This is a genomic window from Streptomyces sp. CNS606 (genome assembly GCF_000426325.1).
On the sequence record NZ_AUFD01000008.1, the window covers coordinates 222886 to 246318 of the forward strand.

Sequence of the window (23433 nt, forward strand, 5' to 3'; positions counted from 1 at the left end):
CCTACGGCCCGCGCGGGGCTTCGGTGGGGTGGGGCAGGAGGGCGAGGAGTCCGGCCACCAGTTCGGAGAGCGGGCCGTCCGTCGGCTCCTGCCCCACGACGCGCCGCACGACGGCCGCCGTCTCCTCGTCGTGCACGGCGGTCACGGCCGCCAGCGCCATGAAGTCGTGCACCAACTGCACCTCCAGCTCACGGCGCGGCACCTCCCGCCCGTCCAGCCAGGTCAGCGCGGTGGTCTCGGCCAGCCCCACCCAGGAACGCACGACGAGCGACAGGCGCGGGCCGGGCGACTCGATGCCCAGGTGCGAGAGCACCTGCTCGTACGCGGCCTGCCGCACCTCGTCGATGACCGCGCCCGTCTGCGGGGAGCCCACGGCCGTGCCGCCGCGCAGCAGCGCGGAGAAGCCGGGGCCGTGGTCGGCGACGAAGTCGAAGTACCGGCGCATCACGCGCAGCAGGCGTCCGCTCAGCGGGCCCTCGTGCGGCTCGCTGAAACGTCCCGCGAGCTCCTCCGCCGCGATCCGGACGGCCGCCTGATAGAGGCTCTGCTTGCCGGGGAAGTAGTGGTACACCAGCGGCCGCGAGATTCCGGCGGCGTTCGCGATGTCGTCGATGGACACGTCCTCCGGAGCGCGGCTGCTGAACAGCTCCAGGGCGACGGCGATCAGTTGCTGCCGCCGCTCCTCGACGCCCATCCTGCGGCGCGCACCGGTGGTCGGTGTGGTGGTCATGTCCCCAGACTAAGCGGTACCGGGCGCGTGTTCTGACAGGGCGTCAGGGTCTGGGAGGGGGCCTGCCCCGGTCCAGGTGGGCGAGGACGGCCAGAACGCGGCGGTTGTCGTCGTCGGAGGGCGGCAGGCCGAGCTTGGCGAAGATCTGGGAGGTGTGCTTGCCGACCGCCCGCTCGGTGATGACCAGCCGGGCGGCGATCGCGGCGTTGGAGCGGCCCTGGGCGACGAGTTCCATCACCTCGCGCTCCCGCGGCGTCAGCCTGCCCACCGGGCCCTCGTCCCGTTCGCGCCGGGACAGCAGCTGCCGGATCACCTGCGGGTCCATGGCCGTGCCGCCCGCGGCCACCCGCCGCACCGCGTCCACGAACTGCTCCGCGTCGAACACCCGGTCCTTGAGCAGGTACCCGACGCCGCCGGAGCCGTCGGCGAGCAGTTCGCGCGCGTAGAGCTGCTCCACGTGCTGGGAGAGCACCAGCACCGGCAGCCCCGGGCGGGCGCGGCGCGCGGCCAGCGCGCACTGCAGGCCCTCGTCGGTGAAGGTGGGCGGCAGCCGTACGTCCACCACCGCCACGTCCGGGACCTCCTCCGTCAGGGCGCGGGTCAGCCCGGGGCCGGTGTCGACGGCGGCCGCGATCTCGAAGCCGTACGCCTCCAGCAGTCGCACCAGGCCGTCCCGCAGCAGGAACAGGTCCTCGGCGAGCACGACGCGCGCGGCACCGCTCGTCACGGCGCCACCACCTCCCCGGCGCGCTCCCCGGCGGCGGGCGGTTCGTCGGGCCGCCCCCGAAACGCCCTGCGGCGCGGCGCGCGGTGACATAGCGTGTGCGGGTCGAACGCATCGGGCACGAAGGAGAAGCACCGGGTATGGCACGGGTGAGCGTGATCAGCGGCGGGGGGACCGGCATCGGCCGGGCGACGGCGGAGCGCTTCGCGCGGGACGGCGACCGGGTCGTGCTGCTCGGGCGGCGGGCGGAAGTGCTGGAGACGGCGGCGGACGACCTGCGGGCGCGCGTCGCGGGAGCCGAAGTGAGCACCCGGGCCGTGGACCTCGCCGAGCCCGCGCAGGTCGAGGAGCTGTGCGCGGAACTGGCCCAGCGCTACGGCCGGGTCGACGTGCTGGTCAACAACGCCGGCGGCAACGTGGAGATCGGTGCTCCGGCGGAGGCGACGAAGGGACTGGCGGGCGCCGCCGCGCACTGGACCGGCAACTTCCGGTCCAACGTGCTGACCGCCGTACTGCTCACCGAAGGGCTCCGCGACCTGCTCGCCTCGCCCGGCGGCCGGGTGGTGCTGCTCAGCTCCATCGCCGCCTTCCGCGGCTCCGGCACCGGCTCCTACGCCGCCGCGAAGGCCGCGCTGCACCCGTACGCCTACGACCTGGCGGGGGCCCTCGGACCGCGTGGCGTCACCGTCAACGCCGTGGCCCCCGGCTACATCGAGGACACCGAGTTCTTCCGCGGCGGGATGACCGACGCACGCAGGCGCGTCCTCGTCGAGCAGACGGATACGGGCCGGGCCGGCGTCCCCGAGGACGTCGCCGACACCGTGCACTGGCTCTGCTCGCCCGGCGCGGGTCACGTCACCGGCCAGATCGTGCAGGTCAACGGCGGGGCCCGGAAGGGGAACTGACCGGCTCCGCCGCGGGGGCGGCCGGCACCTCCATGGTCACCATGGTCGGGCCGCCGGGCGGGCTGCTCACCGCGAGGACGCCGTCGAACCCGGCCAGGCGGCGTTCCACGCCGCGCAGGCCGCTGCCGGCGGACGGGTCGGCGCCGCCCCGTCCGTCGTCGGTGACGGCGACGCGCAGCGCGCCCCCGCCGCCCGGTGCCGGCGCGAAGTGCAGGTCCAGCCAGACGCGTCGGGCGCCCGCGTGCCGGACCGCGTTGGTCAGCACCTCGCTGATCGCGAAGTAGGCCGCCGCCTCGACGGGTTCGCCGTACCGGCCGGGCAGGTCGATGTCGGTCTCCACCGGCACGCCGCAGCGCAGCGCCAGCGCCTCCGCCGCGTCGGCGAGGCCACGCTCGGCGAGCACCGGCGGGTGGATGCCGTGTACCAGGTCGCGCAGTTCGGTCAGGGCGGCCGCGGACGACGAACGGGCCTGCGCCAGGAGCGCCTTGGCGCCCGCGGGGTCCTTCTCGATCAGTGCCAGGGCGGTGCCCAGGTCCATCCCCATGGCGACCAGCCGGGCCTGCGCGCCGTCGTGCAGGTCCCGTTCGATGCGCCGCAGTGCGGCGGCGGAGTCGTCCACCGCGTCGTGGCGGGTCTCGGCCAGGCGCCGCACCCGCTGCTCCAGCCGTGCCTCCCGCGTCGGCGCGAGCAGGGCCCGCACGAGGAGGAAGTGGACGCGCAGCAGTGCCGGGTTGGCCACCAGACCGAGGGCGATCAGCGCCGTACCGAGGGCGGCGCACAGCACCGCGCTGCCGAAGCCCGAGACGGGGATGAACGCGTACCAGTAGGCGCCGGAGACCGCGTGCCACAGCCCGGCGAGCAGCACCAGCCCCTCGACGCCGTAGCCGATCAGCGCCACCGGCAGCAGCGCCGTGACGAAACCGGCGACCGCGTCCACCAGCAGCCACAGCACGTCGCGCCAGGTCGCGGGATCGCGCAGGAGCAGCGTGCACCGCTCGACCTGGCCGGCCAGTCCGCCGCGCCTCGTCGGGGGGAACGCCCGGTACGGCGCCGGGACGGTCAGGCCCACCCAGTCGTGCGCGAGGGCGCGCCGCTGGTTGGCGTGCATCCGCACCAGCGTGAGCACGGCGGGCGTCGTGAGGAAGCCGACGCCCAGCAGCAGGAACGCGAGCGACACCACCGTGACGATGAACAGCGCGAGCGACACCCCGAGCGACAGCAGGCAGAGTGCGAACGCCCGCACCGTCGCCACCACCGAGGCCCTCCACCGGCGCAGCCGGTCCTCTCCCTGAGCCACCGCCCTCACCTCCGCCGCTCAGTCTGGCGCCGGCCGGGCCGCCGCACACGGGTGCCGCCACCCCGCCGGGGGTGGTGCTGTCACCACCCCCGGCGGGAAACGTGGTTACCCCGTCAACCTTTTTGCCCGGATATCTACCTCTTCGGCGTTCCGGCGCGCACAATGGGAGAAGGCGACATGTATATGTCGCACGGCTGAGCACCACGCAGTCGGACTTGCGACACGAGTAGGAGGCGAGTCGGATGGCCGATGTGTCTCACCGGGGAGACCTGGCGGGTCACCCCGACGCGACGGAGATGCGGGAGAGGTACTCCCGTGTACTCCAGGGAAGGGACGTGGCGTTCGTCGACGGGCCGGTCTTCCTCGTCGGCCTGTACTGCGCCGTGTCCCCCTGGGTGGTGCACTACTCCGGCAACCAGCCCGCACTGACGACGCACGCCCTGATCATGGGCATCGCGATCACCCTGCTGGCACTCGGATTCACCGTGACACCGGAGCGGATGTACGGCCTGAGCTGGGCCATGTGCGCGATCGGCGCATGGATCATCGTCTCGTCCTGGGTGGTCGGCGACAGTCCCGACGCCGGCATCATCTGGAACAACATCATCGTCGGCGGCCTCGCCTTCCTTCTGGGCGTGGCCTGCGTCGGCGTGGCGGCCAGGAGCGGCCGCGCCACGTGACCGGAACCCGGCGAAGGCCGGGGACGGAACCGACGACGCACACCCCGAACCCCGCAGGAGCCCGGAGGTGAAAGGGCCCGGGCACGGCCGGCGCGCCGCTCGCGCGAGAAGCGGCGCGCCGCCCTGCGTGCGGGACGGCCTACGCTGTCGGCATGCCGATGACGACGCCGCACGACGACCTGCCCGGCACCCCGCACGGCGCGCCGCCGCCCGCACCCCTCCGCTTCGGCCTGCTCGGCACGGGACCGTGGGCCCACGCCACGCACGCGCCCGCGCTCGACGCCCACCCCGGTGTGGAGTTCGTCGGCGTGTGGGGGCGGCGGCCGGAGGCCGCCGCCGAACTCGCGGACCGCTTCGGCGCCCGCGCCCACTCCGACGTCGACGCGCTGCTCGCCGACTGCGACGCGGTGGCCGTCGCCCTGCCGCCCGACATCCAGGCGCCCCTGGCCGTACGTGCCGCCGAAGCGGGCTGCCACCTGCTGCTCGACAAGCCGGTCGCCACCACTCCCGGCGGCGCGGCGGAGGTCGCCGCCGCCGCCGAACGGGCGGGCGTGGCCTCCGTGGTGTTCTTCACCCTGCGGTTCAGCCCCACCACGGCCGGCTGGATCGACGCCCGGGCCGCCGCGCGCGACTGGCTGCTCGGCCGCGCCGACTGGCTGTCGCCGGTCTTCGGCGGCGCCGACTCCCCGTACGCGGCCTCACCCTGGCGCAAGGAGAAGGGCGCGCTGTGGGACGTCGGCCCGCACGCGCTGTCCGTCCTGCTGCCGGTGCTCGGCGACGTCGCCGACGTCGCGGCCGTCGCCGGCCCCGGCGACACCGTCCACCTGACGCTGCGGCACCACGGCGGAGCCTCCAGCACGGTCACCGTCAGCCACACCGTGCCGCCGGGCGCCGCGGGCGTCACCGCCGAGGTGCGCGGACCCGCCGGCGTCGCCGTGCTGCCCGAGCGCGAGGAACCGCCGGCCGAGTCCTTCGGCCACGCGCTCGACGCCCTGCTCCGCGCTGTGCGCACCGGCACGCCGGACGCCTGCGACCTGCGCTTCGGCCGCCGGGTGACGGAGATCCTGGCCGGAGCGGAGGCCGCCCTCGGCGCCGTGCCCGGCCTGGACACCGAGCGCGCCGCCGCCGCGCGCTGACGCGGACGGGCCGTCCCGCCGCAGGGGGACGCGGCCCGCGCGGCACGTCGGGTGGGGCCTGCCGGCATGCCCCGGCCGCCTGCCGTCCGCCGTCCCCCGCCTTCCGGCCGGACCCGCGAGGGACGTGCGCCGCAGTGGCCGACGCGCGCCGCAGATCCGGAATCCGGGACGGCACCCCCGCACCCCCTCCCCGGCGGGGCTTCATCAGCGGGAGAGCGCGTCCCGGACCGCCTCCTCGCTGCGGCCCACCACGGCCGTACCGTCGTCGGCCGTGATGATCGGCCGCTGGATCAGCTTCGGATGCCCGGCCAGGGCGGCGATCCAGCGGTCGCGGGACGCGGCGTCGCGCGGCCAGTCCTGCACGCCCAGTTCCTTCGCGGCCGCCTCCCGGGTCCGTGTGATGTCCCACGGCTCCAGACCCAGCCGGTCCAGCACCGCGCGCAGCTCCTCCTCGCCCGGCGGGTCGTCCAGGTAGCGGCGGACGGTGTAGTCCCTGCCCTCCTCGTCCAGCAGTTTCACCGCGCTGCGGCACTTCGAACAGGCGGGATTGATCCAGATCTCCATGCCGGCAACGGTAGCCGCCGGGCGCGGGGGAGCAGCGCCCGGTCAGGCGTGCTCCGCCGCCCCGGCGTGCGCCGGTGCGGTGCCCGCGGGCAGGTGGTCCGGCAGCCCGAAGGTCTCGAACAGGCTCAGGTCGAAGAACGCGGCGACGTGCGACACGCGGTCGCCCTCCAGCGACAGCACCATCGTGCTGAACGGCAGGAAACGCCCGTCCTCGCCGCGCATGTACATCGCGAACGCGGGCTGGCCGTTCAGCCCCGTCGGTATCAGGCGCAGCTCGTCCGGCCCGGCCGGGCAGTTGAGGTCGATGAGCGTGCCGATGCTCTCCGGGCCCTGGTACCAGCCGGTGAACGGCGGCATCTCCCAGACGGCCTCCTCGGTGAACAGCCCGACGATGGCCTTCATGTCCTTCTTCTCGAAGGCTGTCACATACCGGTCCAGCAGCTCGCGCTGCTCCGCCGACACCGGCTCGCTGGTCCCGCTCTCGCTGGGGGCCACCCTGCCGAGCTGCGCGCGGGCGCGCTGGAGCGCGCTGTTCACCGACGCGGTCGTGGTGCCGAGCAGGTCCGCGGCCTCCGCGGCCTTCCACTTCAGCACCTCGCACAGCAGGAGCACCGCACGCTGCCGCGGTGGCAGGTGCTGGAGGGCGGCGACGAACGCCAGCCGGATGCTCTCCCGCGACGTCACGATCGCCGCCGGGTCCGCGCCGTCCGCACCCACCATGGCGTCCGGCACCGGCTCCAGCCAGGGCACCTCGCGCTGCTCGACCAGGTCGTCCACCGGGTCGGTGCTCGGGGCTCCCAGGCCGGTCGGCAGCGGGCGCCGGCCACGGCTCTCCAGCGCGTCCAGGCAGGTGTTGGTGGCGATCCGGTGCAGCCAGGTGCGCATGGAGGACCTGCCCTCGAACCTGTCGTACGCCCGCCAGGCGCGGAGGTAGGTCTCCTGCACCAGGTCCTCCGCGTCGTGCACGGAGCCGAGCATCCGGTAGCAGTGGGCCAGCAGCTCACGCCGGAAGGGATCGGCAAGCTTCGGGAAATCCTCGCTGACCTGGTTCTCCGCCATGGTCCACGCCCTCTCTCGCAGGAGCTCCGATGCGGATGGGGACATCCTGGCACCGGGGTCTGACAATCGCCCCCGAAACGACCGCGACCGCCGTTCGCCGGCCCCACCGATGAGTTTCCGGCCCGGCCGCCGTCTCCCTGTGCGACACGCGACACCCTCGCTACGAGAGGCCGGGACCATGACCGCTTCGACGCCGGACACCGCGACCACGACCACAGCCGCAGCCACCTCGGCAACCGCCACCCGGGCGAACGCCACCCCCTCCACCCTCGGCTCCCCGCCCCGCAGCCGCAAGGCGAACGTGGCGCTGTGGACGCTCCAGATCGTCACCGCGCTCCTCTTCGTCAACGGCGGCGTACTCAAGCTCGGCGGACTCGCCGGATCCCCCGAGGCGTTCGCGGAGCTGGGGCTGGGCCTGCCCGGCATGTACCTGGTGGGCGTGGCCGAGCTGGCCGGCGGCATCGGCCTGCTGGTGCCGCGCCTGGCCGGGCTCGCCGCGCTGTGCTTCGTGCCGATGATGGCCGGTGCGGTCGTCCTGGAGCTCGCCGTGCACGGCCCGGCCATGGCCGTTCCGCCGCTCGGCGCGCTGATCTTCGTCGCGGTCCTCGCGCGGTTCCGCCGGGACAGCACGCTGCGGCTGCTGCGCGCCGTCCGCCGCCGCTGACCGTCCGCCGTCGGCCGTCCGCCGGCGCCGCTCCGTCCGGGGTGCGGCGCGGACGGTCACCGGGCGTCGCGGCATTGGCCGCCCTTCCCCTCGTCGGCGGAGGGAACGCACGGCTATCGGGTGACCCGTGGGCGGGCCGTCCGGCCGTCCGGCGCACCTCCGGGGCATGATCGCCGCGGATCGGGCCCGCTGAAGCGGGCCGCGCCCCGGACGGCCGGGAGGTCGACGTTGCACATTCTGCTGGTGGCCGGAGCCTTCAACAGCCTCACCCAACGCGTCCACGCCGAGCTGACCGCACGCGGCCACGACGTCGCCGTGGAGACGGTCGCCGACGGCGAGGCGATCCGGACGGCCGTACGGCGGCACCGCCCCGGACTGGTGCTCGCGCCCATGCTGAAGGCCGCCATCCCGCGCGAGGTGTTCACCGCCCACACCTGCCTGGTCGTGCACCCCGGACCGCCCGGCGACCGCGGTCCGTCCTCCCTGGACTGGGCCGTCGCCGGGGGAGCGCTCCGCTGGGGCGTGACCGTCCTCGAGGCCGAGGCGGAGATGGACGCCGGACGCGTCTGGGCCTGGGCGCCCTGCCCGCTCCCCGAACGCGGGAAGAGCGACCTGTACCGCGGCGAGATCGCCGACGCCGCCCTGACCGCCGTGCACCTGGCCGTCGAACGGTTCGCCTCCGGCGCCCACACCCCTTCCCGGCAGGACGACCCGGCGCTGGGCGCCGAGGTGTGCGTACGGCCTGCGATGCGGCAGACCGACCGGCGCCTGGACTGGCACCGGCACACCACCAGCGAGGTGCTGCGCATCCTCCGCGCCGCCGACTCCCAGCCGGGCGTACGCGACACCCTGCTCGGCGCGGAATGGTTCCTGCACGGCGGGCACCCCGAGTACCGGCTGCGGGGGCGGCCCGGCACGCTCCTGGCCGTCCGCGCCGGCGCGGTGTGCCGGGCCACCGCCGACGGCGCCGTGTGGCTGCCCGTCCTGCGCGCACGACGCACGGACGGCCGGCGCGGCATCGCCCTGCCCGCCGTCACCGCCCTCGGGGACCGGCTGCCCGACCTGCCCGAGGAGCCGGTCCTGCTGGACCCGGAGGCGGCGCCCTGGCCCGGAGCCCCCGGGGACCCGGACGCACGTACGGCCTGGTCGGACATCCGCTACCGGGAGCAGGGCGCCGCCGGATTCCTGGAGTTCTCCTTCCCCGGCGGCGCGATGAGCACCGCGCACTGCCGCCGCCTGCTCGACGCCTACCGCTACGCCTGCACCCGCCCCACCCGGGTGCTGGTCCTGGGCCCCGCCCGTGACTTCTTCTCCAACGGCATCCACCTCGGCGTCATCGAGGCCGCCGCCGACCCCGCCGCCGAGTCGTGGGCCAACATCGAGGCGATGAACGACCTGGTGCGGGCCGTTCTCACCACCACCGACCGGTTGACGGTCGCCGCCCTCGGCGGCAACGCGGCGGCCGGGGGCGTGATGCTGTCGCTGGCCGCCGACGAGGTGTGGTGCCGCCGCGGCGTCGTGCTCAACCCGCACTACCGGCTGATGGGCCTGCCCGGCTCCGAGTACTGGACCGCCACCCTGCCCCGCCGCGTCGGCCCGCACACCGCCCGCGACCTCACCGAGCGGGCGCTGCCGGTCGGTGCGGACACCGCCCACCGCATCGGGCTGGTGGACCGCGTCCTGGAGACCTCCCCGCAGGGGTTCGCCACGGAGACGGCCGCACGGGCCGCACGGACGGCGGGCTCGGCCGAGACCGAACGCCGCATCGGCGCGAAGAAGTCCGACCTGGAGGCGCGCGAGGCGCGCAGGCCCCTGGCCGACCACCGTGCGGAGGAACTCGCCGCGATGCGGGCCGTGTTCGACGACCCCGGCGCGCCGTACCACGCGCTGCGGGCGGCGTTCGTCCGCAAGGAGGCCCCGCCCGCCGGGGCCCCGCAGCCCCGCTTCGCCGCCCGCGCATCGGCCGCTGGCGAGGGCGAAGCCTCACCACGTCGTCCCCCAGCCGAAGCCCATCGCACCGTCTGACTCCGCAGACCCGGCAGCGCCCCGGAACCCCCGGCGCCTGGAGGCATCGTGGAATCCCCGCCGGGGAGAAGCTGTTCTTCTCCCCGGCCTGCATTCCATGCCTTCCGCCTGACTCCGGATGGAGTCAGTTCCGGTGGGGGACGACGACGACCGAGCAGAGGGCGTGGTGCAGAACCGCCTGGCTCACGGATCCCAGCAGCATGCCGGTGAAGCCACCCCGTCCGCGGCTTCCGACGACGACGAGCTGCGCCTGGCGGCTCGCCTCGATGAGCGCCTCACGGGTGTCGTGGCGCAGAGGCGCCTGTTCGACCCGGACATCCGGATAGCGTTCGCGGTGGCCTGCGACCGCCTCGGCGAGCAGGCGCTCTTCCTGGGCCGCGAGCTCGCCCGGCTTGGCCGCGTAGGGCATGGACGGATCCTGAGGGGCCGGCGCCTCGGTGTTCCAGACGGTCCAGGCGTGCACGGCCCTGACACCGGTGCGGCGCAACGACGCCTCCGCGAACGCGAAGTCGAGTGCCGCGTCGCTTGTCGCGGAGCCGTCGACGCCCACGACCACCGGCCCCCGCGCCGGGGCCCCGTCCCGGACCACCATGACAGGGCAGTGGCTGTGAGCGGCGAGCTGAACCCCTGTCGAGCCGAGCAGGAGTCCCGCGAAAGCACCCCTCCCGCGGTTGCCGACCACAACGAGAGCCGCGGCACGCGAGTGTGCTTCCAGCACCACCAGCGGATCGCCCTGTTCCACCTCGGCGATCACTTCCGCTTCCGGTTCTTCGGCCAGCGCGCAAGCGGCGGCGTCAGCGGCGACCTGCTCGGCGGTGGCACGAAGCCGGTCGGGCGGAAACCCGAGCGGCGGTTCCCAGGCGGGCATGCCGTATGCGTGCACCACCTGCAGTCGTACCCCGCGCAGCCGTGCCTCGACGGCTGCCGCCTGTGTCGCCCTGATGCTCGACTCGGAGCCGTCCACTCCCACTACGACCGGACCCACCATGACTACTCCTTCGGTTCACCGGTTTCCGGCGGATACGGGTGACCGGACGTTCTCACCCGGAACCTCGTATGGCGCATCGGTGCCGACCTCCTGCTCGAGTGGCCTGCGGGGGTGGGAGCCAGACCGGCGCAGAGGCCGGACGATCGCAGGGAGGCGTGGTCGGTGCGGGCCGCCATGGGAGTTCCGGCCCGGCAGTCACGAGGACGGCGAAGGTCGCCCGTCACTCCGGGTACTGCGGGCGCGTCTTTGTCCACCTGCCATGGGGCGGATCCTCCTGCCGGCGGCGGGTGTGTGCCTTTGAGGATGCCGGGTGGCATCTGGTGTCCGCAGAGGTCGAATGTCCTTCGATGTGGTCCTGTCGGCCCTGGCTCGGCGCGCGCCGGTGCTTCTAGCTTCCGGTGAGGGCCAGGGCTGCGTCGGGATCTGCGTGGTGGGCGGTGGTGCGATGAGGGACCGGGCGGGAGAGGCACAGGCGGCCGCGCGGGATCCGGGTCTGTCGGAGGCCGAGGCGTCGCTGCGGCTCGCCGCTTGGGGGCCGAACGCGGTGCCTTCGGCGCCACCGGCGCCGCTGTGGCGGCGGGTGGTGCTCCAGCTGCGGGACCCCCTGATCGTGGTGCTCCTGGCCGCCGCACTGCTGACCGTTGCCACGGGTGACGTCTCGGAGACGGTGGTCATCGCGTTCGTCGTGGTGGTGAACACGGCGGTCGGTGTGTCTCAGGAGGTGCGGGCGGAGCGTGCTGTCGCCGCGCTGTCCGTCCTCAGAGCCCCGGCGGCGAGAGTGCTGCGGGACGGCCGGGCGCGTTCGGTGGCCGCCGACGGGGTCGTCGCGGGTGATGTGGTCCTCCTCGCGGAGGGCGATGTCGTTCCCGCCGACGGCCGGGTCCGTGAGGCGGCGATGCTGCTTGTCGACGAGTCCTCGCTCACGGGTGAATCCCTTCCCGTGGACAAGGCGGCGGGTGATGGGGACGGCGATCGGGGCGATCACGCTGCTCGCGGGCTGGTGGGCGAAGGAGACGGACCGGCCGTGGCAGTCGGTGGTGTTCCTCGTGCTCGGCGTCAGTCAGCTGGGCGTTGCGCTGGGGTCCCGGGCGCGGCCCGGAACCCTCGCGAATCCGTTCCTGCTCCTGACGGTCTGTGCGGCTCTGGGCCTGCAGTGCGCGGCGATCTATCTGCCGCCGCCGCGGTCTCTGCTGGGGACCACGGCGCTGACCATGCCGGAGCTGCTGGTCGCTTCCGCGATGTCGGCGCTCGGCTACCTCCTGATGCGCGTGCAGTCCCGGCTCTGGCCGGAGAAGCGGGCCGGACGCGGCCGGGCCGGTCCGCCCGGCTGTGGGGACCTTGGGCCCACTGACCCCACCGACTCCTCGGCCGATGCTTGAGAGAGAACGGGACGTGGCCACGGACCGGAGCCGGGCCTGGCGCACGAGCCGAGGAGGTCGGCGACAACATGCGGATACTGGTCGTCTACGCCACTGTGTACGGCTCGACCCGGCAGATCGCGGAGCGGATCGGAGCCCGGCTCGGAGCGTCTGGAGCTCACGTCGAGGTGCGCGCCGTCGACATGGTCGGGGACGTGTCGCGGTTCGATGCGTTCCTCGTCGGAAGCGCCATTCACGACCAGGCCTGGTTGCCCGAGGCGCAGGACTTCGTGCAGAGGCACCACGCGCTGCTGTCCCGTTGCCCGGTGTGGCTGTTCAGCGTCGGCATGGCTGCCGCCCTTCCTCCGCGCATGCGCGCTCTGGCGATGAGGCAGGAGCACATCGTTCTCGCTTCCCTGCCCCCCGTCCGTCCTCGTGGCCACCACGTGTTCTCCGGAATCGTGATGCCCGATCGCATACCCCTGCGCGCACGCATGCTGTTCCGTCTACTCGGAGGCCGGTACGGCGACTACTGCGATCCGAAGGAAGCCGACAGGTGGGCCGCGGGCATCGCCGGCCGTCTGAACGGAGTCGCCGGTGAGGTGCAGTTTTCCCCTCCCCGCCGCCCTTCTGAGCCGACCGCGTAGCCGAAATCCCCCGAGGAAGGTGAGCCATCATGCACGCCCTCGTCTACTACGGTCCCGAGAAGTTCGCCTGGGGTCAGGTCCCCGATCCGGCGGTCAAGGACGCCGAGGACGCGGTGGTCCGTGTCGACTGCACGACCATCTGCGGCACCGACCTGCACATCCTCAAGGGGGACGTGCCCGATGTCGTCCCTGGAAGGGTTCTCGGGCACGAGGCCGTAGGCGAAATCGTGGCAGCAGGGCACAACGTGACCGGGTTTCAGCCGGGGGACCGGGTACTTGTCTCCTGTATCTCCGGTTGCGGCAGGTGCCGTTTCTGCCGGGAGGGTTCCTACGGGCAGTGCGTCGGCGGCGGCGGCTGGGTTCTGGGCCACCTCATCGACGGTACGCAAGCGGAGTACGTCCGCGTCCCCCATGCGGATGTCTCCCTCCACCCCCTGCCCCGCTCCGTGCCGGGCGAGGACGCGGTACTGCTGTCCGACATCTTCCCCACCGCCTACGAAGTCGGTGTCCTCAACGGCCGGGTGCGGCCCGGGGACGACGTCGTCATCGTGGGGGCCGGGCCCATCGGTCTGGCGGCGGTTGCCGCTGCCCGGCTGTACTCCCCCGGCCGCATCATCGTCACCGACCTCGCGTCGAGCCGGCTCGAGGCGGCCGAGCAGCTCGGAGCCGAGGTCGTCGTACAAGCGGCAGAGGAGCCCGAACGCGTGGTGCAGGAACTCACTGGCGGGCTGGGCGCGGATGTGGTGATGGAGGCCGTCGGCGTACCGGAGACCTTCGAGATGTGCACCCGCATGGTCAGGCCGGGTGGGTACGTGGCGAACATCGGCGTTCACGGCAAGCCTGCGGCCCTCCACCTCGAGTCGCTGTGGATCAAGGACGTCACGATCACCACCGGCCTGGTCGACACCTTCACCACACCGATGCTGCTGCGCCTGCTGTCCCAGGGGCGGCTCCCCACGTCCGCACTGGTCACTCATCACTTCCGTCTGGAGGAGATGGAGACCGCTTACGACGTCTTCGCCCGCCCCGGTGACACCGGCGCCCTCAAGGTCACGCTCTCCAGCGGCACCTGACACCCGTGCGCCTCCTCGTCCCTGCGAACTCCTGCGATCAGGCGGCGGCAGGGACGTTCGCCACCGGGCAGGACGCGTGGTGCGGCAGGGCGTGGGTGACGCGCCCCAGCTGGAGGCCGTAGGCGGGGCACAGCCATGCCCGGATCGCGCGAAGCGGGCTGTGTCGTGCCGCTGCTTCGGCTTCAGTCGCTTCACCGGCGCCGAGAGCGACGGGGCGAGAGGCGTCCTGCCACTCCTCTGGACGGCCGCGGACCGCGCTCACGCCCTTTCGGTGGTTCGGCGGGGGCGGTGCAGGTGAGGGACGTGAGCGTCGGGGCCGGGAAGGACAAGGCTCACTCCACCGGTGTCCGACCAGCGCACGTCGTAGGGGGAAGTGCCGTCGTCACTGTGGAGGCCGACGCTCTCTCCGTCGCGCCCGGGTGGCCCTTCGGCGGGGTTTTGCACGACGAGTGGTCTCCCGGCAGCGGCCCGCACAACGGTCATCCAAGCTGTTGGCCGTTGTCACCTACGGGTGCGCGCGTCCCGACCAATGCGGTTCCACCGCGTCCCACTCCTTCTCCCAACATGTGGCGTGGTGCCTCTCGAAGAGGCGGCGCAGTCCTACGTTGGCAGTGAGCGTCAGGGCGACGACGGCACCGGCGGCCATGAGGCCCAGCGCCCAGGCTTCGGCCTCGGGCGAGGGCCGGGTCTCCGGAGGGCTGGTGAGGTCACCCGCCCGGTCGAGCCAGACGCGTACGCGTTCGTCCCGCTCGGACGCGGTGGGGACTTGGGCCGTACCGGTGCGGGTCTCGCCGTCGGAGCGGGTCCAGCGGACCTGCGCCCATGTCGACGGGCCCCGGGTACCGGATTCCTGTGACTCCGCCGGATCCGTGACCACCTTCGCGGTGACTGCTCGTCGCTCCGCCAGCTCTGCCTGAACACGCGCCGTGTGCGCCGAGTGTCCGGCGTTCGCGGCCACGATGCCGGCGGTCACCGCGCCGACCACGAGTACCGCCGCCAGAATCACTCGAAGCCACGACCACAGACGGTCGGAGGGGCGGCGCAGAGGGTTCTCGCGTCGCGAACTCCGGTGCGGTGGCGGTTCTGGTGCAGAAGGAAACGGTGACCTGCTCGGGTTCATCGGATTTCCTCCCCCTGTGGCGACGCCCACGGTTCAGTCGTGGGGTACGACGGCCACCGGTGGTTCGGCGTGATGCAGCACGGCGTGGGTGACGGAGCCGATGTGGGTGCCGAAGCGCGACCGGCGGTTGCGACGTCCGACGACGACGAGGGATGCGTCTGCGGAGGCGGTCAGGAGAGTGCGGGCCGGCCATCCGACGGGGGCCTGGCAGGAGACGGCGGGACGGGGGTACTTCTCCTGCCACGGCAGGAGCAGCTTGCGTACCGCTTCCGTCTTCTCTTCGACCAGTTCCTCCACCAGTCGGGGCGGGGCCGCGATCGGGCGTACCCCGAAGGCAGGCGGCAGTTCCCATCCGTGGACGACACGCAGAGCGGTTTCCCAGCGCTCCGCGGTCCGGAAGGCGAAGGAGAGGAGTTCGTCGGCGGACTCCTCCAGCTTGACTCCCAGTACGACCGGTCGTTGCTGAGGCTGCTGAGGTGCGTCGTCCTCGGCTTCCTGATTCCGTACGACCACGACGGGGCACCGCGCATGTGCGAGGGTGGGCAGTCCCACGGAGCCCACGAGGAATCCCGTGACCGGCCCCAGCCCCCGGGATCCGAGAACGAGCAGGTCGTCGCGGTCGCTGAAACTCACCAGGACCTTCGAGGGGCGCCCGGAGTAGTGATGCGTCGCTGTTCGCAGGCCGGGGTAGCGGCGGGCCAGGTCGGTCACCGCCTCCCGGGTGGTCTCCTCCCCCCATTCGCGTTCGACCTCGTCGTCCATGAGGGGGGAGTAGGGGTAGGGGCCGGTCTCCCTGATCTGGACGAGGTTGAGTTCGGCGTCGCGGCTGAGGGCCTCTCGCGCAGCCCATTCGACGGCCGCCCGACTTTCGCGCGAGCCGTCGAGACCCACGGTGACGGTGGGAGTCATGGTGTACCTCCTGTCTGCAGCAAGCCGACGGGCACCCGGGCCACGGGTGTTCGTCTTCAGCGTCCGCCGTGCGAGGTGGGAGGTGGAGGGGCCACAGGTCCCTGCTCCGATCCGATGGGCCCCGGCACGGGTCCCTCGGGGTTGTCGAGTACGTAGCAGCCGCCGGGCGCGACGGTGATGGTGCGCTCTCCGAGCTTGATACGGACGGGTGCACCGGCGGATTCGGGGACCGCGACATGAAGTGTTCCGTGGTCGGCCCGAAGCTTCAGCCCCCAGTGTCCGCGGAAACGCAGCGAGGACCGGAAGCTCGGTAGCTGCGGGACGGTGACCGGGTCCAATGCGAGTACGTCGCCTTCGGCTTCCAATCCGGTCAGACCTCTTTGGACCAGGTCGAGGGTGCCCGCCATGGCCCCGAGGTGAATACCTTCGGAAGTGGTGCCGCCCTGTATGTCGGCGACATCGGACAGCAGCGCTTCTCGGCAGTGGTTCCAGCTGTCCGCGCGGTGGGACCGGGCTGAGACCCAGCCGTGGACGAGGCTGCTGAGCGTGGATCCGTGGCTGGTACGACGCAGGTAGTAGTCGATCGTCGAACGCCACACCTCGTCGTCCAGGTGATGGCCCAGCCGGTGGAAGAGAGCGGCGAGGCGACGGGGCGGGAAGAGGTAGCCCAGCATCAGGACGTCGGCCTGCTTGGAGGCCCGGTACCGGTTGACGCTGTCGCCCTCCGCCTCCAGGATGCGATCCAGTCGCCGGATGTCACGGTACCTGTCGCGGTAGGCGGCCCACGGGAGTTCCTTCAGGTCTCCGTAGCCTTCGAACTGGCTGATCACGCCCTGGTGCCAGGGCACGTGCAACATTCGGGAGACCTCTTCCCACAGGTCCGTCTCGTGGGCTTCCAGACCAAGGTGACCGCTCAGTTCCCGCCGCCGAGGAGCGGGCAGTTCCTGCCAGACCTGCAGAGCCCGTGCGAGGACCCAGGCAGCGGTGACATTGGTGTAGGCGTTGTCGTCGATGCCGGGTCCGGAGGCTCCCGGGTAGGCGTCGTGGTATTCGTCCGGGCCGACGACGCCGCGGAGGCGGTACCGGCCGAGTGACGCGTCCCAGGAGGCGGCTCCGGCCCAGAAGCGGGCGATCTGCAGCAGCATCTCCGCACCTGCCCCGTGCAGGAACTCTGCGTCTCCGGTGACCTGCGCGTATTCCCACACGTTGAACGCGATGGCTGAACCGACGTGGTGCTGCAGGTGGGAGTGGTCGGAGACCCAGTGTCCGGACCGGGGGTTCAGGTGGAGGGTCTGGGATTCCTCGCGGCCGTCGCCGGCGCTTTGCCAGGGGTACATCGCACCCGCGTGTCCGGCCGCCTGTGCGGCCTCGACCGCTCGTGGAAGCCGGCGGTGCCGGTAGGCGAGCAGGCCCCGGGAGACCTCCGGGAAGTGCAGGTTGAGCCAGGGCAGCACGAACAACTCGTCCCAGAACACGTGCCCGCGATAGGCCTCACCGTGCAGTCCCCTGGCGGGTACACCGACGTCGAGCTCGGCTGTGTGCGGGGAGAGGGTCTGCAGGACGTGGAAGAGATGGAGGCGGAGGATGCTGCCGGCTTCGCCGGGGACTTCCAGTTCGGCCCGGCGCCACAGCCGCTGCCAGGCAGCGCGGTGGCAGGCAGCCGTCTGCGCGAAGGGCGCCGCCTGGTGCAGACGGTGCAGGGCGGCTTGCAGCGGTTGGCTGATGGCGCTGTCCCGTGAGGTGTGAACGGTCACGGCCTTCTCCAAGGTGACGGTGTGTCCCGGCACGACGGGCACGCTGACCCGCTGCATCACGCTCCGCCGACGGGCGCGCGGCTCGGAGAACCCGGCTCCGGGAGAACCGGCCCGGTGCCGTACCGCCATCGCCACCGCTGTGCCGGAACTGCTGGTGCGGCACTCGAGCCAGAGCAGGCCGTCACGGACGCCGGTACGCCAGTCGGTGAGATGCGCGCCGTTCAGACCTCGGTAGCGCTCCACTCCGCAGTTCGTGACATCGCCGTCTATCCCCGATTCGAACTCGAGGGCGCCGGCCCAGTTCTCCGGCGTGATCTCGGTCCGCAGTGCGGCAAGGTGCGCGTCCGCCATGGATACCAGCCGGGTCTGTCGTACCGAGAGGCGGCGGCCCGACTCGTCTTCGAAGCGCATGCACCGGGTGAGCAGGCCTGCGCGCAGATCGAGCGTCTGTGTGTGGTCCAGAAGGAGGGCCGAGTCCGGGGAGAGCCACCCACCGACGGCGACTGTGTCGTCCGAACGGATGCGGAAGCGCACCGGAAGCCAGTTCGGCAGTTTGACGAGATCTTCGTGCTCCACGTCGTGACCGGCGACACGGGAGGTGAGCCGGTTGTAACAGCCTGCGACGTAGGTGGCGGGGTAGTGCGCGGAGTCCGCGGGCGCGGCTTCGGGAGCTGCCCCGCGCGTGGCGAAATAGCCGTTGCCCAGGGTGCACAGCGTCTCCCGCAGACGTTCTTGTTCCGGGGAGTAACCCTGGTAGGTCCACGACCAGGCCGACGGAGGGCCGGGTTCCTGGGGCGAGGAGCCGTTCACGTCGCCGTCTCCGTGTGCGCAATGAGTTGATCGAGATCGTCTACGACGATGTCGGCGCCCCGCGAGCGGAGGTCGCCCGTGTGGGTGGGGGTTCTGCTGCGGTCGACGCCGATGACCAGGCGGAATCCTCCGCGCCGCCCCGCCTCCACTCCGGCGAGCGCGTCCTCCACCACCGCGCAGGAGGCCGGCCGGACATCGAGTCGCCGCGCGGCCTCGAGGAAGAGCGCCGGGTCGGGTTTCCCCGGCAGGTTCAGCCTGGCCGCTTCGTTGCCGTCGACGACGGTGGTGAACAAGGCGAGGACCGCTGCCTTGTGCAGCAGCCCTCGGGCATGGCGGGAAGCGGAGACCGCTGCCATGGGGACGCGGAGGTCTGCCAGGGCATGGAGCAGCCGCACCGTCCCCGGCCAGGCGACGACGGAGCTGTTGCGCAGGCGGCACAGGAAGGCGCGTTCCTTGGCGGCCGCGAGCGCGTGAACGGTGGCGGACCCCGGCGGGTCGTCCGCCGTGCCCATCGGAAGTTCCAGGCCTCGTGCGGCGAGGAAGGACACCACACCGTCCATCCGGGCCCTGCCGTCCACGTAGCGGCGGTAGTCCTCGGCCGCGTCGAAGGGGAGCGCCCCCGATGCGGCCAGGTAGTCGTCGAAGGCGTCCTTCCAGGCCGCCGCGTGCACCTGCGCCGAGTCGGTGACCACGCCGTCCGTGTCGAAGATCATCGCGCGAACCGCGTGGAGCGGCGGGGCAAGGGACAGTTGCACGGGGAAGGTCCTCCTTCCGCTCGTCGTGTTCGCCGCACGCCGGGGTCAGCAAGCTTCCCGCCCCGGCGACGCTTCGGAGCACCGGACCGGACGGGCTGCGACGGTCTGGTCCCCACGGTGTCGCGGCCGCTCCCTCGGCCTGCAGGGCCTTCCCGTACCGGACACCGGGACCTGTGGCCCGATTCCCGTGGCGCTTCTCACCGGGGCGTGCCGCACCGGTCGGGCGCGTCGCGGTGCGGAGCGTCGCTCCGTCGGCTGAGGTCCGGTGGACGGCGGAAGGCCGTGCTCTCACAGAGCCCTCGGGACGAGTGGCCCCTACCGGTCGTCTCTGCCGGATTCCACGATGGTGGTGCAGGGGCCCGTGCCGCAGGGAGGTGAGTCTCGATGGTGGAGGTCGGTCCTGTGCTGCTGGAAGCTCTTCCCCCAGCGGGCAGGGAGGCCCTGATGCGGGAGGCGAAGCCGGTGGAGTTCCCCGACGGCGCCCGGATCTTCCGTGAGGGGCAGCGAGCAGACCGCTTCTGGGTTCTGCGCAGCGGCTCGGTCCGTTTGGCGTGGGAGATTCCGCTGCAGGCGCCCGTGACGGTGGAGCGGCTGCATCGCGGGGAACTTGTGGGGTGGTCGTGGCTGTTTCCCCCGCACGAGTGGCATTTCACCGCGCGGGCCGAAGGCCATGTCACGGCATGGGAGTTCGACGCTGCGGCGGCGCGTGAGTTGTGCGACTCCGATCCGGAGTTCGGCCGGTCTCTCGTATGGCAGGTGGCCCGCATCGTCGCGCATCGGTTGCAGACGGCTCGCATGCGTCTGCTGCACACGTACGGTCCATGGAGGCACGCCATGACGTCGGAGGGGGCGGAGTGAAGCACTCTCCTCATGTGGTGAACGACGTGATGACCCACACGGTGGTCGCGGTGGGTCCTGACGCCTCCTTCAAGGAGATCGTGGAAACGATGCAGAAGTGGAAGGTCAGTGCGCTGCCGGTGCTGGAAGGTGACGGCAGGGTCGTGGGGGTGGTCTCGGAGGCCGATCTGCTCTTCAAGGAGGAGTACCGGAACGGTCCGCCGACCCTCGCTGACGAGGCGCGGTATCCCGGGGACTCCGTGAAGGCCGGAGCACTGGTGGCTCGCGATCTGATGACGACGCCCGCAGTGTCGGTACGTTCGGATTCGACGCTGGCCCAGGCGGCGCGCGCGATGGCCCGCCGACGGCTCAAGCGCTTGCCGGTCGTCGATGCAGAGGGGCACCTGACGGGAATCGTCAGCCGGAGTGATCTGTTGAAGGTGTTCCTGCGTTCCGACGAGGGCATCGCAGAGGAAGTCCGTGAACAGGTGATCGCTCCGCTGTTCCCGTTCGAAGAGGCGACGGTGCACGTGTCCGTCGAGGGAGGCGTGGTGACGTTCCTCGGCTGGTTCCGGGACACTTCCCTGGTTCCCATGGCGGCACGCATGGCTCGCTCCGTCGAGGGAGTGGTCGATGTCGACTTCCGCCTCAGCCACCCGGGCGACGCACCGGGCCGTACGCTGCCTGGAGAGCGGAGAGCTGCTGCGTCACCGGGACGTTCCCGCGATGATGAGGCCACGTAACCGCTCCTCCTCGAGGTGACTCGCGATGCCCGACACAGGTGCTCATCCGGCTGCGGCCCCCGAACGACCGGTCCGTGTGTTCCTCCTCGACGACCACGAGGTCGTCCGGCGTGGCCTGAGTGATCTCCTGGGAAGCGAATCCGACATCGAGGTGGTGGGTGAGGCCTCCACCGCCGATCAGGCTCTCGCTCGAGTGCCCGCCCTCCGGCCCGACGTGGCGGTCCTGGACGTGAGGCTGCCGGACGGCAACGGGATCGTCGTGTGCCGGGAACTGCGTTCGCGGATGCCGCATCTCGCGTGCCTGATGCTCACTTCCTTCGACGACGACGACGCTCTGCTCGATGCGATTCTGGCCGGAGCCGCCGGGTACGTTCTCAAGCAGATCAAGGGGTCCGATCTGCTTGCCGCCGTGCGGACGGTCGCAGCGGGGCAGTCCATGCTGGACCCGGCGACGACCGGTCGGCTGATGAACAGCCTGCGGGGAGAGACGCAGGAACCCGCGGCGCAGGAGAGCCTGGCAGGTCTCTCGACGCGCGAGCGCGAGATCCTGGCACTGATCGGCGAGGGCTTGACCAACCGGCAGATCGGGAAGCGGCTCTATCTGTCGGAGAAGACCGTCAAGAACAACATCTCCCGGTTGCTGAGCAAGCTGGGTGTGGAGCGCCGGGTGCAGGCGGCGGTGATCGCGACGCAGTCGGGTCTCCGTCCGGCGCCGGAAGAGCACCGGGGCTGACGAGGGCGCGTGGGGTTCGCGGAGGCCGGAGCGGCCGGCTTCCCCCGGCTCCGGCCGGACGGATCAGCCCGGTCCACCGGCCAGTGGAGCGGACCACTCCAGGGAGGTGCCGCCCTCGCGCCGCCTGGACACGCGGAGGCGACCACCGAGTTTCTCCGCGCGCTCGGCCAGATTCCGCAGGCCGCTGCGCCGGCCTCCGTGCTCCGGCATGCCCACCCCGTCGTCCTCCACCGACAGGATCGCCGAGCCGTTCGCCGCGGTCAGGGAGACCTCCACGGCGGCCGCCCCCGCGTGCCGGGCCACGTTGGTCAGGGCTTCACTCAGGACTGCTTCGACGGCGTCGGCGACATCTGCGGGGACGTCGGTGTCGATCAGTCCTTGCATGCGCAGCGCGGGGGTGAAGCCCAGGGGTGCCACCGCGTCTTCCACGGCCTTGACGATTCTCGACCGCAGCCCGTTCTTCCCGGTCCCCTCTCGTCGGCGCAGTCCGAAGATCGTGGAACGGATGATCCTCGTCGTCTCATCCAGGTCGTCGACTGCCCGGAGCAGTCGCTCACGTGCCTCGGTGTGTTCGACGAAGCGCAGTGCGCTCTGTACCGAGATCCCGGTGGCGAACAGGCGCTGGATGGCAAGGTCGTGCAGGTCCCGCGCGATGCGGTCCCGGTCCTCGAGCAGGGTGATCTGCTCGGCGTCGCGTCGACGGTCGGCGAGTTCCATCGCCAGTGCGGCCTGCCCCGCATAAGCGAGGAGGGGGGCGGTCTCCAGGTCGGTGAAGACGGCGAGGGGGTCTTTGCGCGCCAGGAGGAGCACTCCGCGGGCTCCGTCCTCGGCGGCCATGGGCACGGCGGTGGCGGGGCCGAAGGCACGCCAGCGTGGGGGGCCGGCCGTGATGCGGGGGTCGCGGGAGATGTTGTGGCTCGTGATGGGCCTTCCGGCAGCGACGGCGGCGCCCGCGAACGACCCGCGGCGCGGGAGGACGAGCCCTTGGTGTCGTTCGGCCTCTGCTCCTGCGGCCAGTGCCACCCGAAGGGTGCTCGGGTCGTCTTCGACGAGTGCGAGGGCGCCCAGGTCTGCTTTCAGGATCCTGCGAGCGTGATCGACGATGAGTTCCAGGACTGCCGGTTCCTCGGTCCCGGAGAGCAGGCTGGCGGTGACTTCCGCGTTGGCTTCCAGCCATCGTTGCCGGTTGCGGGCCTGCTCGTACAGCCTGGCGTTGTCGACGGCTATGCCCGCGGCGACAGCCAGAGTGGACAGGACCGCTTCGTCTTCGCTGTCGAACTCCCGGCCGTCCCGCTTCCCGGTGAGGTACAGGTTCCCGAACACTTCTCCGCGGATCTTCACCGGTACGCCGAGGAAGGTGTGCATGGGTGGATGCCGCGGCGGAAAGCCCCGGGAGGCCGGGTGGCGGGAGATCTCGGCAAGGCGCAGGGGCTCGGGGTGGCGGATGAGTTCGCCGAGAAGTCCATGGCCCGTGGGCAGGGGGCCGATGGCTTCGATCTGCTCCTGGGTGAGTCCCACGGGCACGAACTGCGACAGCTCTCCCTCCTCCCCGATGACGCCGAGGGCGCCGTACTCGGCATCGACGAGGACCGTTGCCGCCTCGACGATCCGTCGCAGGGCCTGAGGGAGATCGAGTTCGCTCCCTACGGACAACACCGCTTCGAGCAGATGATGAATGCGGTCGCGGGTTCCGCGCATCGCCTCGATGCGCGCCTGCAGTTCCTCCAGCAACTGGTCCAAGTGGAGTCGCGGCAGGTGGTCGGGGGTTCGGCTGTCCTGGGTCACCGGCCCTCCAGAGGTACCCGAAACGCGTCGGAGACTCTCAGAACCACCGTAGCTGTTCGTCTGCGGCGGCGCTGCCGAAGACATCGCACACGAGCCCCTGCGTAATCGTCCCGATGCCTTACGTCACGAAGAGAGGG

The 23433-nt window shown here is 71.9% G+C and carries 23 protein-coding genes and 1 pseudogene; 12 read left to right on the top strand and 12 right to left on the bottom strand.

All coding sequences use genetic code 11. The annotated features are described in order from the left end of the window. Position 1: 1 nt before the first annotated feature. Together K304_RS0106125 and K304_RS0106130 are read right to left on the bottom strand one after the other, a co-directional pair. Entirely contained in the window at positions 2 to 730 is a 729-nt protein-coding gene (locus K304_RS0106125; protein ID WP_486591588.1) for a TetR/AcrR family transcriptional regulator, read from the bottom strand. A 43-nt stretch (positions 731 to 773) separates the two neighbouring features. Next, positions 774 to 1457, bottom strand: a complete 684-nt coding sequence (locus tag K304_RS0106130) for a response regulator transcription factor (protein WP_027763030.1) — start codon at positions 1455 to 1457, stop codon at positions 774 to 776. Positions 1458 to 1594: 137 nt separating this feature from the next. Between K304_RS0106130 and K304_RS0106135 the strand changes: the two genes are divergently transcribed. After that, the gene (locus tag K304_RS0106135) at positions 1595 to 2359 is read left to right on the top strand and encodes an SDR family NAD(P)-dependent oxidoreductase (protein ID WP_027763031.1); all 765 of its coding nucleotides are present in this window, start codon (positions 1595 to 1597) and stop codon (positions 2357 to 2359) included. Here K304_RS0106135 and K304_RS0106140 read toward each other — a convergent pair. Then, positions 2331 to 3656 (bottom strand): sensor histidine kinase, encoded by a 1326-nt coding sequence (locus tag K304_RS0106140; protein WP_486591589.1) that lies wholly within the window; start codon positions 3654 to 3656, stop codon positions 2331 to 2333. The two genes, K304_RS0106135 and K304_RS0106140, sit on opposite strands and share 29 nt — an antisense overlap. Before the next feature lie 242 nt (positions 3657 to 3898). Here K304_RS0106140 and K304_RS0106145 point away from each other — a divergent pair, with 242 nt between their 5' ends. Further along, positions 3899 to 4336, top strand: a complete 438-nt coding sequence (locus K304_RS0106145) for an SPW repeat protein (RefSeq protein WP_027763033.1) — start codon at positions 3899 to 3901, stop codon at positions 4334 to 4336. A gap of 158 nt (positions 4337 to 4494) precedes the next feature. Next, complete coding sequence (locus tag K304_RS0106150; protein WP_051307995.1) at positions 4495 to 5472, top strand: Gfo/Idh/MocA family protein; 978 nt, start codon at positions 4495 to 4497, stop codon at positions 5470 to 5472. Between the two features lie 204 nt (positions 5473 to 5676). Here K304_RS0106150 and K304_RS0106155 read toward each other — a convergent pair whose 3' ends face one another. After that, complete coding sequence (locus K304_RS0106155) at positions 5677 to 6036, bottom strand: arsenate reductase family protein (protein WP_027763035.1); 360 nt, start codon at positions 6034 to 6036, stop codon at positions 5677 to 5679. Positions 6037 to 6078: 42 nt separating this feature from the next. Next, complete coding sequence (locus tag K304_RS27555; RefSeq protein WP_051307950.1) at positions 6079 to 7095, bottom strand: sigma-70 family RNA polymerase sigma factor; 1017 nt, start codon at positions 7093 to 7095, stop codon at positions 6079 to 6081. 178 nt (positions 7096 to 7273) lie between these two features. Between K304_RS27555 and K304_RS0106165 the strand changes: the two genes are divergently transcribed. Both K304_RS0106165 and K304_RS27560 read left to right on the top strand, forming a co-directional pair. Next, entirely contained in the window at positions 7274 to 7759 is a 486-nt protein-coding gene (locus tag K304_RS0106165; RefSeq protein WP_027763036.1) for a DoxX family protein, read from the top strand. Between the two features lie 228 nt (positions 7760 to 7987). Next, complete coding sequence (locus tag K304_RS27560; RefSeq protein ID WP_051307952.1) at positions 7988 to 9784, top strand: hydrogenase maturation protein; 1797 nt, start codon at positions 7988 to 7990, stop codon at positions 9782 to 9784. 124 nt (positions 9785 to 9908) lie between these two features. Here K304_RS27560 and K304_RS0106175 read toward each other — a convergent pair whose 3' ends face one another. Next, positions 9909 to 10772, bottom strand: coding sequence for a universal stress protein (locus tag K304_RS0106175; protein ID WP_027763037.1), 864 nt, complete (start codon positions 10770 to 10772; stop codon positions 9909 to 9911). Positions 10773 to 11217: 445 nt separating this feature from the next. Between K304_RS0106175 and K304_RS33895 the strand changes: the two are divergent. The 4 genes and pseudogenes from K304_RS33895 to K304_RS0106190 all read left to right on the top strand — a co-directional run. Then, a pseudogene (locus K304_RS33895) lies at positions 11218 to 11697 on the top strand (cation-transporting P-type ATPase); the annotation flags it as partial. Between the two features lie 34 nt (positions 11698 to 11731). Continuing rightward, positions 11732 to 12151, top strand: a complete 420-nt coding sequence (locus K304_RS33900) for a cation transporting ATPase C-terminal domain-containing protein (RefSeq protein ID WP_486591590.1) — start codon at positions 11732 to 11734, stop codon at positions 12149 to 12151. A gap of 68 nt (positions 12152 to 12219) precedes the next feature. Then, positions 12220 to 12777 carry a flavodoxin domain-containing protein gene (locus K304_RS27565; protein WP_051307954.1) on the top strand — a complete coding sequence of 186 codons (558 nt, stop codon included), beginning with the start codon at positions 12220 to 12222 and terminating at the stop codon, positions 12775 to 12777. 29 nt (positions 12778 to 12806) lie between these two features. Further along, positions 12807 to 13850, top strand: a complete 1044-nt coding sequence (locus K304_RS0106190; RefSeq protein ID WP_027763039.1) for a zinc-dependent alcohol dehydrogenase family protein — start codon at positions 12807 to 12809, stop codon at positions 13848 to 13850. A 258-nt stretch (positions 13851 to 14108) separates the two neighbouring features. Here K304_RS0106190 and K304_RS31995 read toward each other — a convergent pair whose 3' ends face one another. From K304_RS31995 to K304_RS0106210, 5 genes are read right to left on the bottom strand one after another with little or no spacing between them, the layout of a single operon-like run. Next, the gene (locus K304_RS31995) at positions 14109 to 14333 is read right to left on the bottom strand and encodes a DUF1918 domain-containing protein (RefSeq protein ID WP_199779567.1); all 225 of its coding nucleotides are present in this window, start codon (positions 14331 to 14333) and stop codon (positions 14109 to 14111) included. 22 nt (positions 14334 to 14355) lie between these two features. Further along, a complete protein-coding gene (locus K304_RS31605; RefSeq protein ID WP_486591591.1) occupies positions 14356 to 14970 on the bottom strand; it encodes an Rv1733c family protein in 615 nt (204 codons plus the stop codon). 33 nt (positions 14971 to 15003) lie between these two features. Continuing rightward, complete coding sequence (locus tag K304_RS0106200; RefSeq protein WP_027763041.1) at positions 15004 to 15879, bottom strand: universal stress protein; 876 nt, start codon at positions 15877 to 15879, stop codon at positions 15004 to 15006. Between the two features lie 56 nt (positions 15880 to 15935). Further along, positions 15936 to 18443, bottom strand: coding sequence for a glycosyl hydrolase family 65 domain-containing protein (locus tag K304_RS27575; RefSeq protein WP_051307956.1), 2508 nt, complete (start codon positions 18441 to 18443; stop codon positions 15936 to 15938). After that, positions 18440 to 19156, bottom strand: a complete 717-nt coding sequence (locus K304_RS0106210) for an HAD-IA family hydrolase (protein WP_106965536.1) — start codon at positions 19154 to 19156, stop codon at positions 18440 to 18442. The genes K304_RS27575 and K304_RS0106210 overlap by 4 nt, the downstream gene beginning before the upstream one ends. A 486-nt stretch (positions 19157 to 19642) precedes the next feature. Here K304_RS0106210 and K304_RS0106215 point away from each other — a divergent pair, with 486 nt between their 5' ends. Genes K304_RS0106215 through K304_RS0106225 form a run of 3 tightly spaced genes read left to right on the top strand, consistent with a single transcriptional unit; the run spans position 19643 to position 21511 of the window. Then, positions 19643 to 20056 carry a cyclic nucleotide-binding domain-containing protein gene (locus tag K304_RS0106215; protein WP_486591592.1) on the top strand — a complete coding sequence of 138 codons (414 nt, stop codon included), beginning with the start codon at positions 19643 to 19645 and terminating at the stop codon, positions 20054 to 20056. Next, positions 20053 to 20778 (top strand): CBS domain-containing protein, encoded by a 726-nt coding sequence (locus K304_RS27580; protein WP_078528633.1) that lies wholly within the window; start codon positions 20053 to 20055, stop codon positions 20776 to 20778. Before K304_RS0106215 ends, K304_RS27580 begins: the two co-directional genes overlap by 4 nt. Before the next feature lie 25 nt (positions 20779 to 20803). Continuing rightward, on the top strand, positions 20804 to 21511 hold the full coding sequence (locus K304_RS0106225) for a response regulator transcription factor (RefSeq protein WP_027763044.1): 708 nt from the start codon (positions 20804 to 20806) through the stop codon (positions 21509 to 21511). Positions 21512 to 21574: 63 nt separating this feature from the next. On the opposite strand, the gene K304_RS0106230 is transcribed toward K304_RS0106225, so the two are convergent. Then, on the bottom strand, positions 21575 to 23296 hold the full coding sequence (locus tag K304_RS0106230; protein ID WP_027763045.1) for a GAF domain-containing protein: 1722 nt from the start codon (positions 23294 to 23296) through the stop codon (positions 21575 to 21577). Between the last annotated feature and the right edge of the window lie 137 nt (positions 23297 to 23433).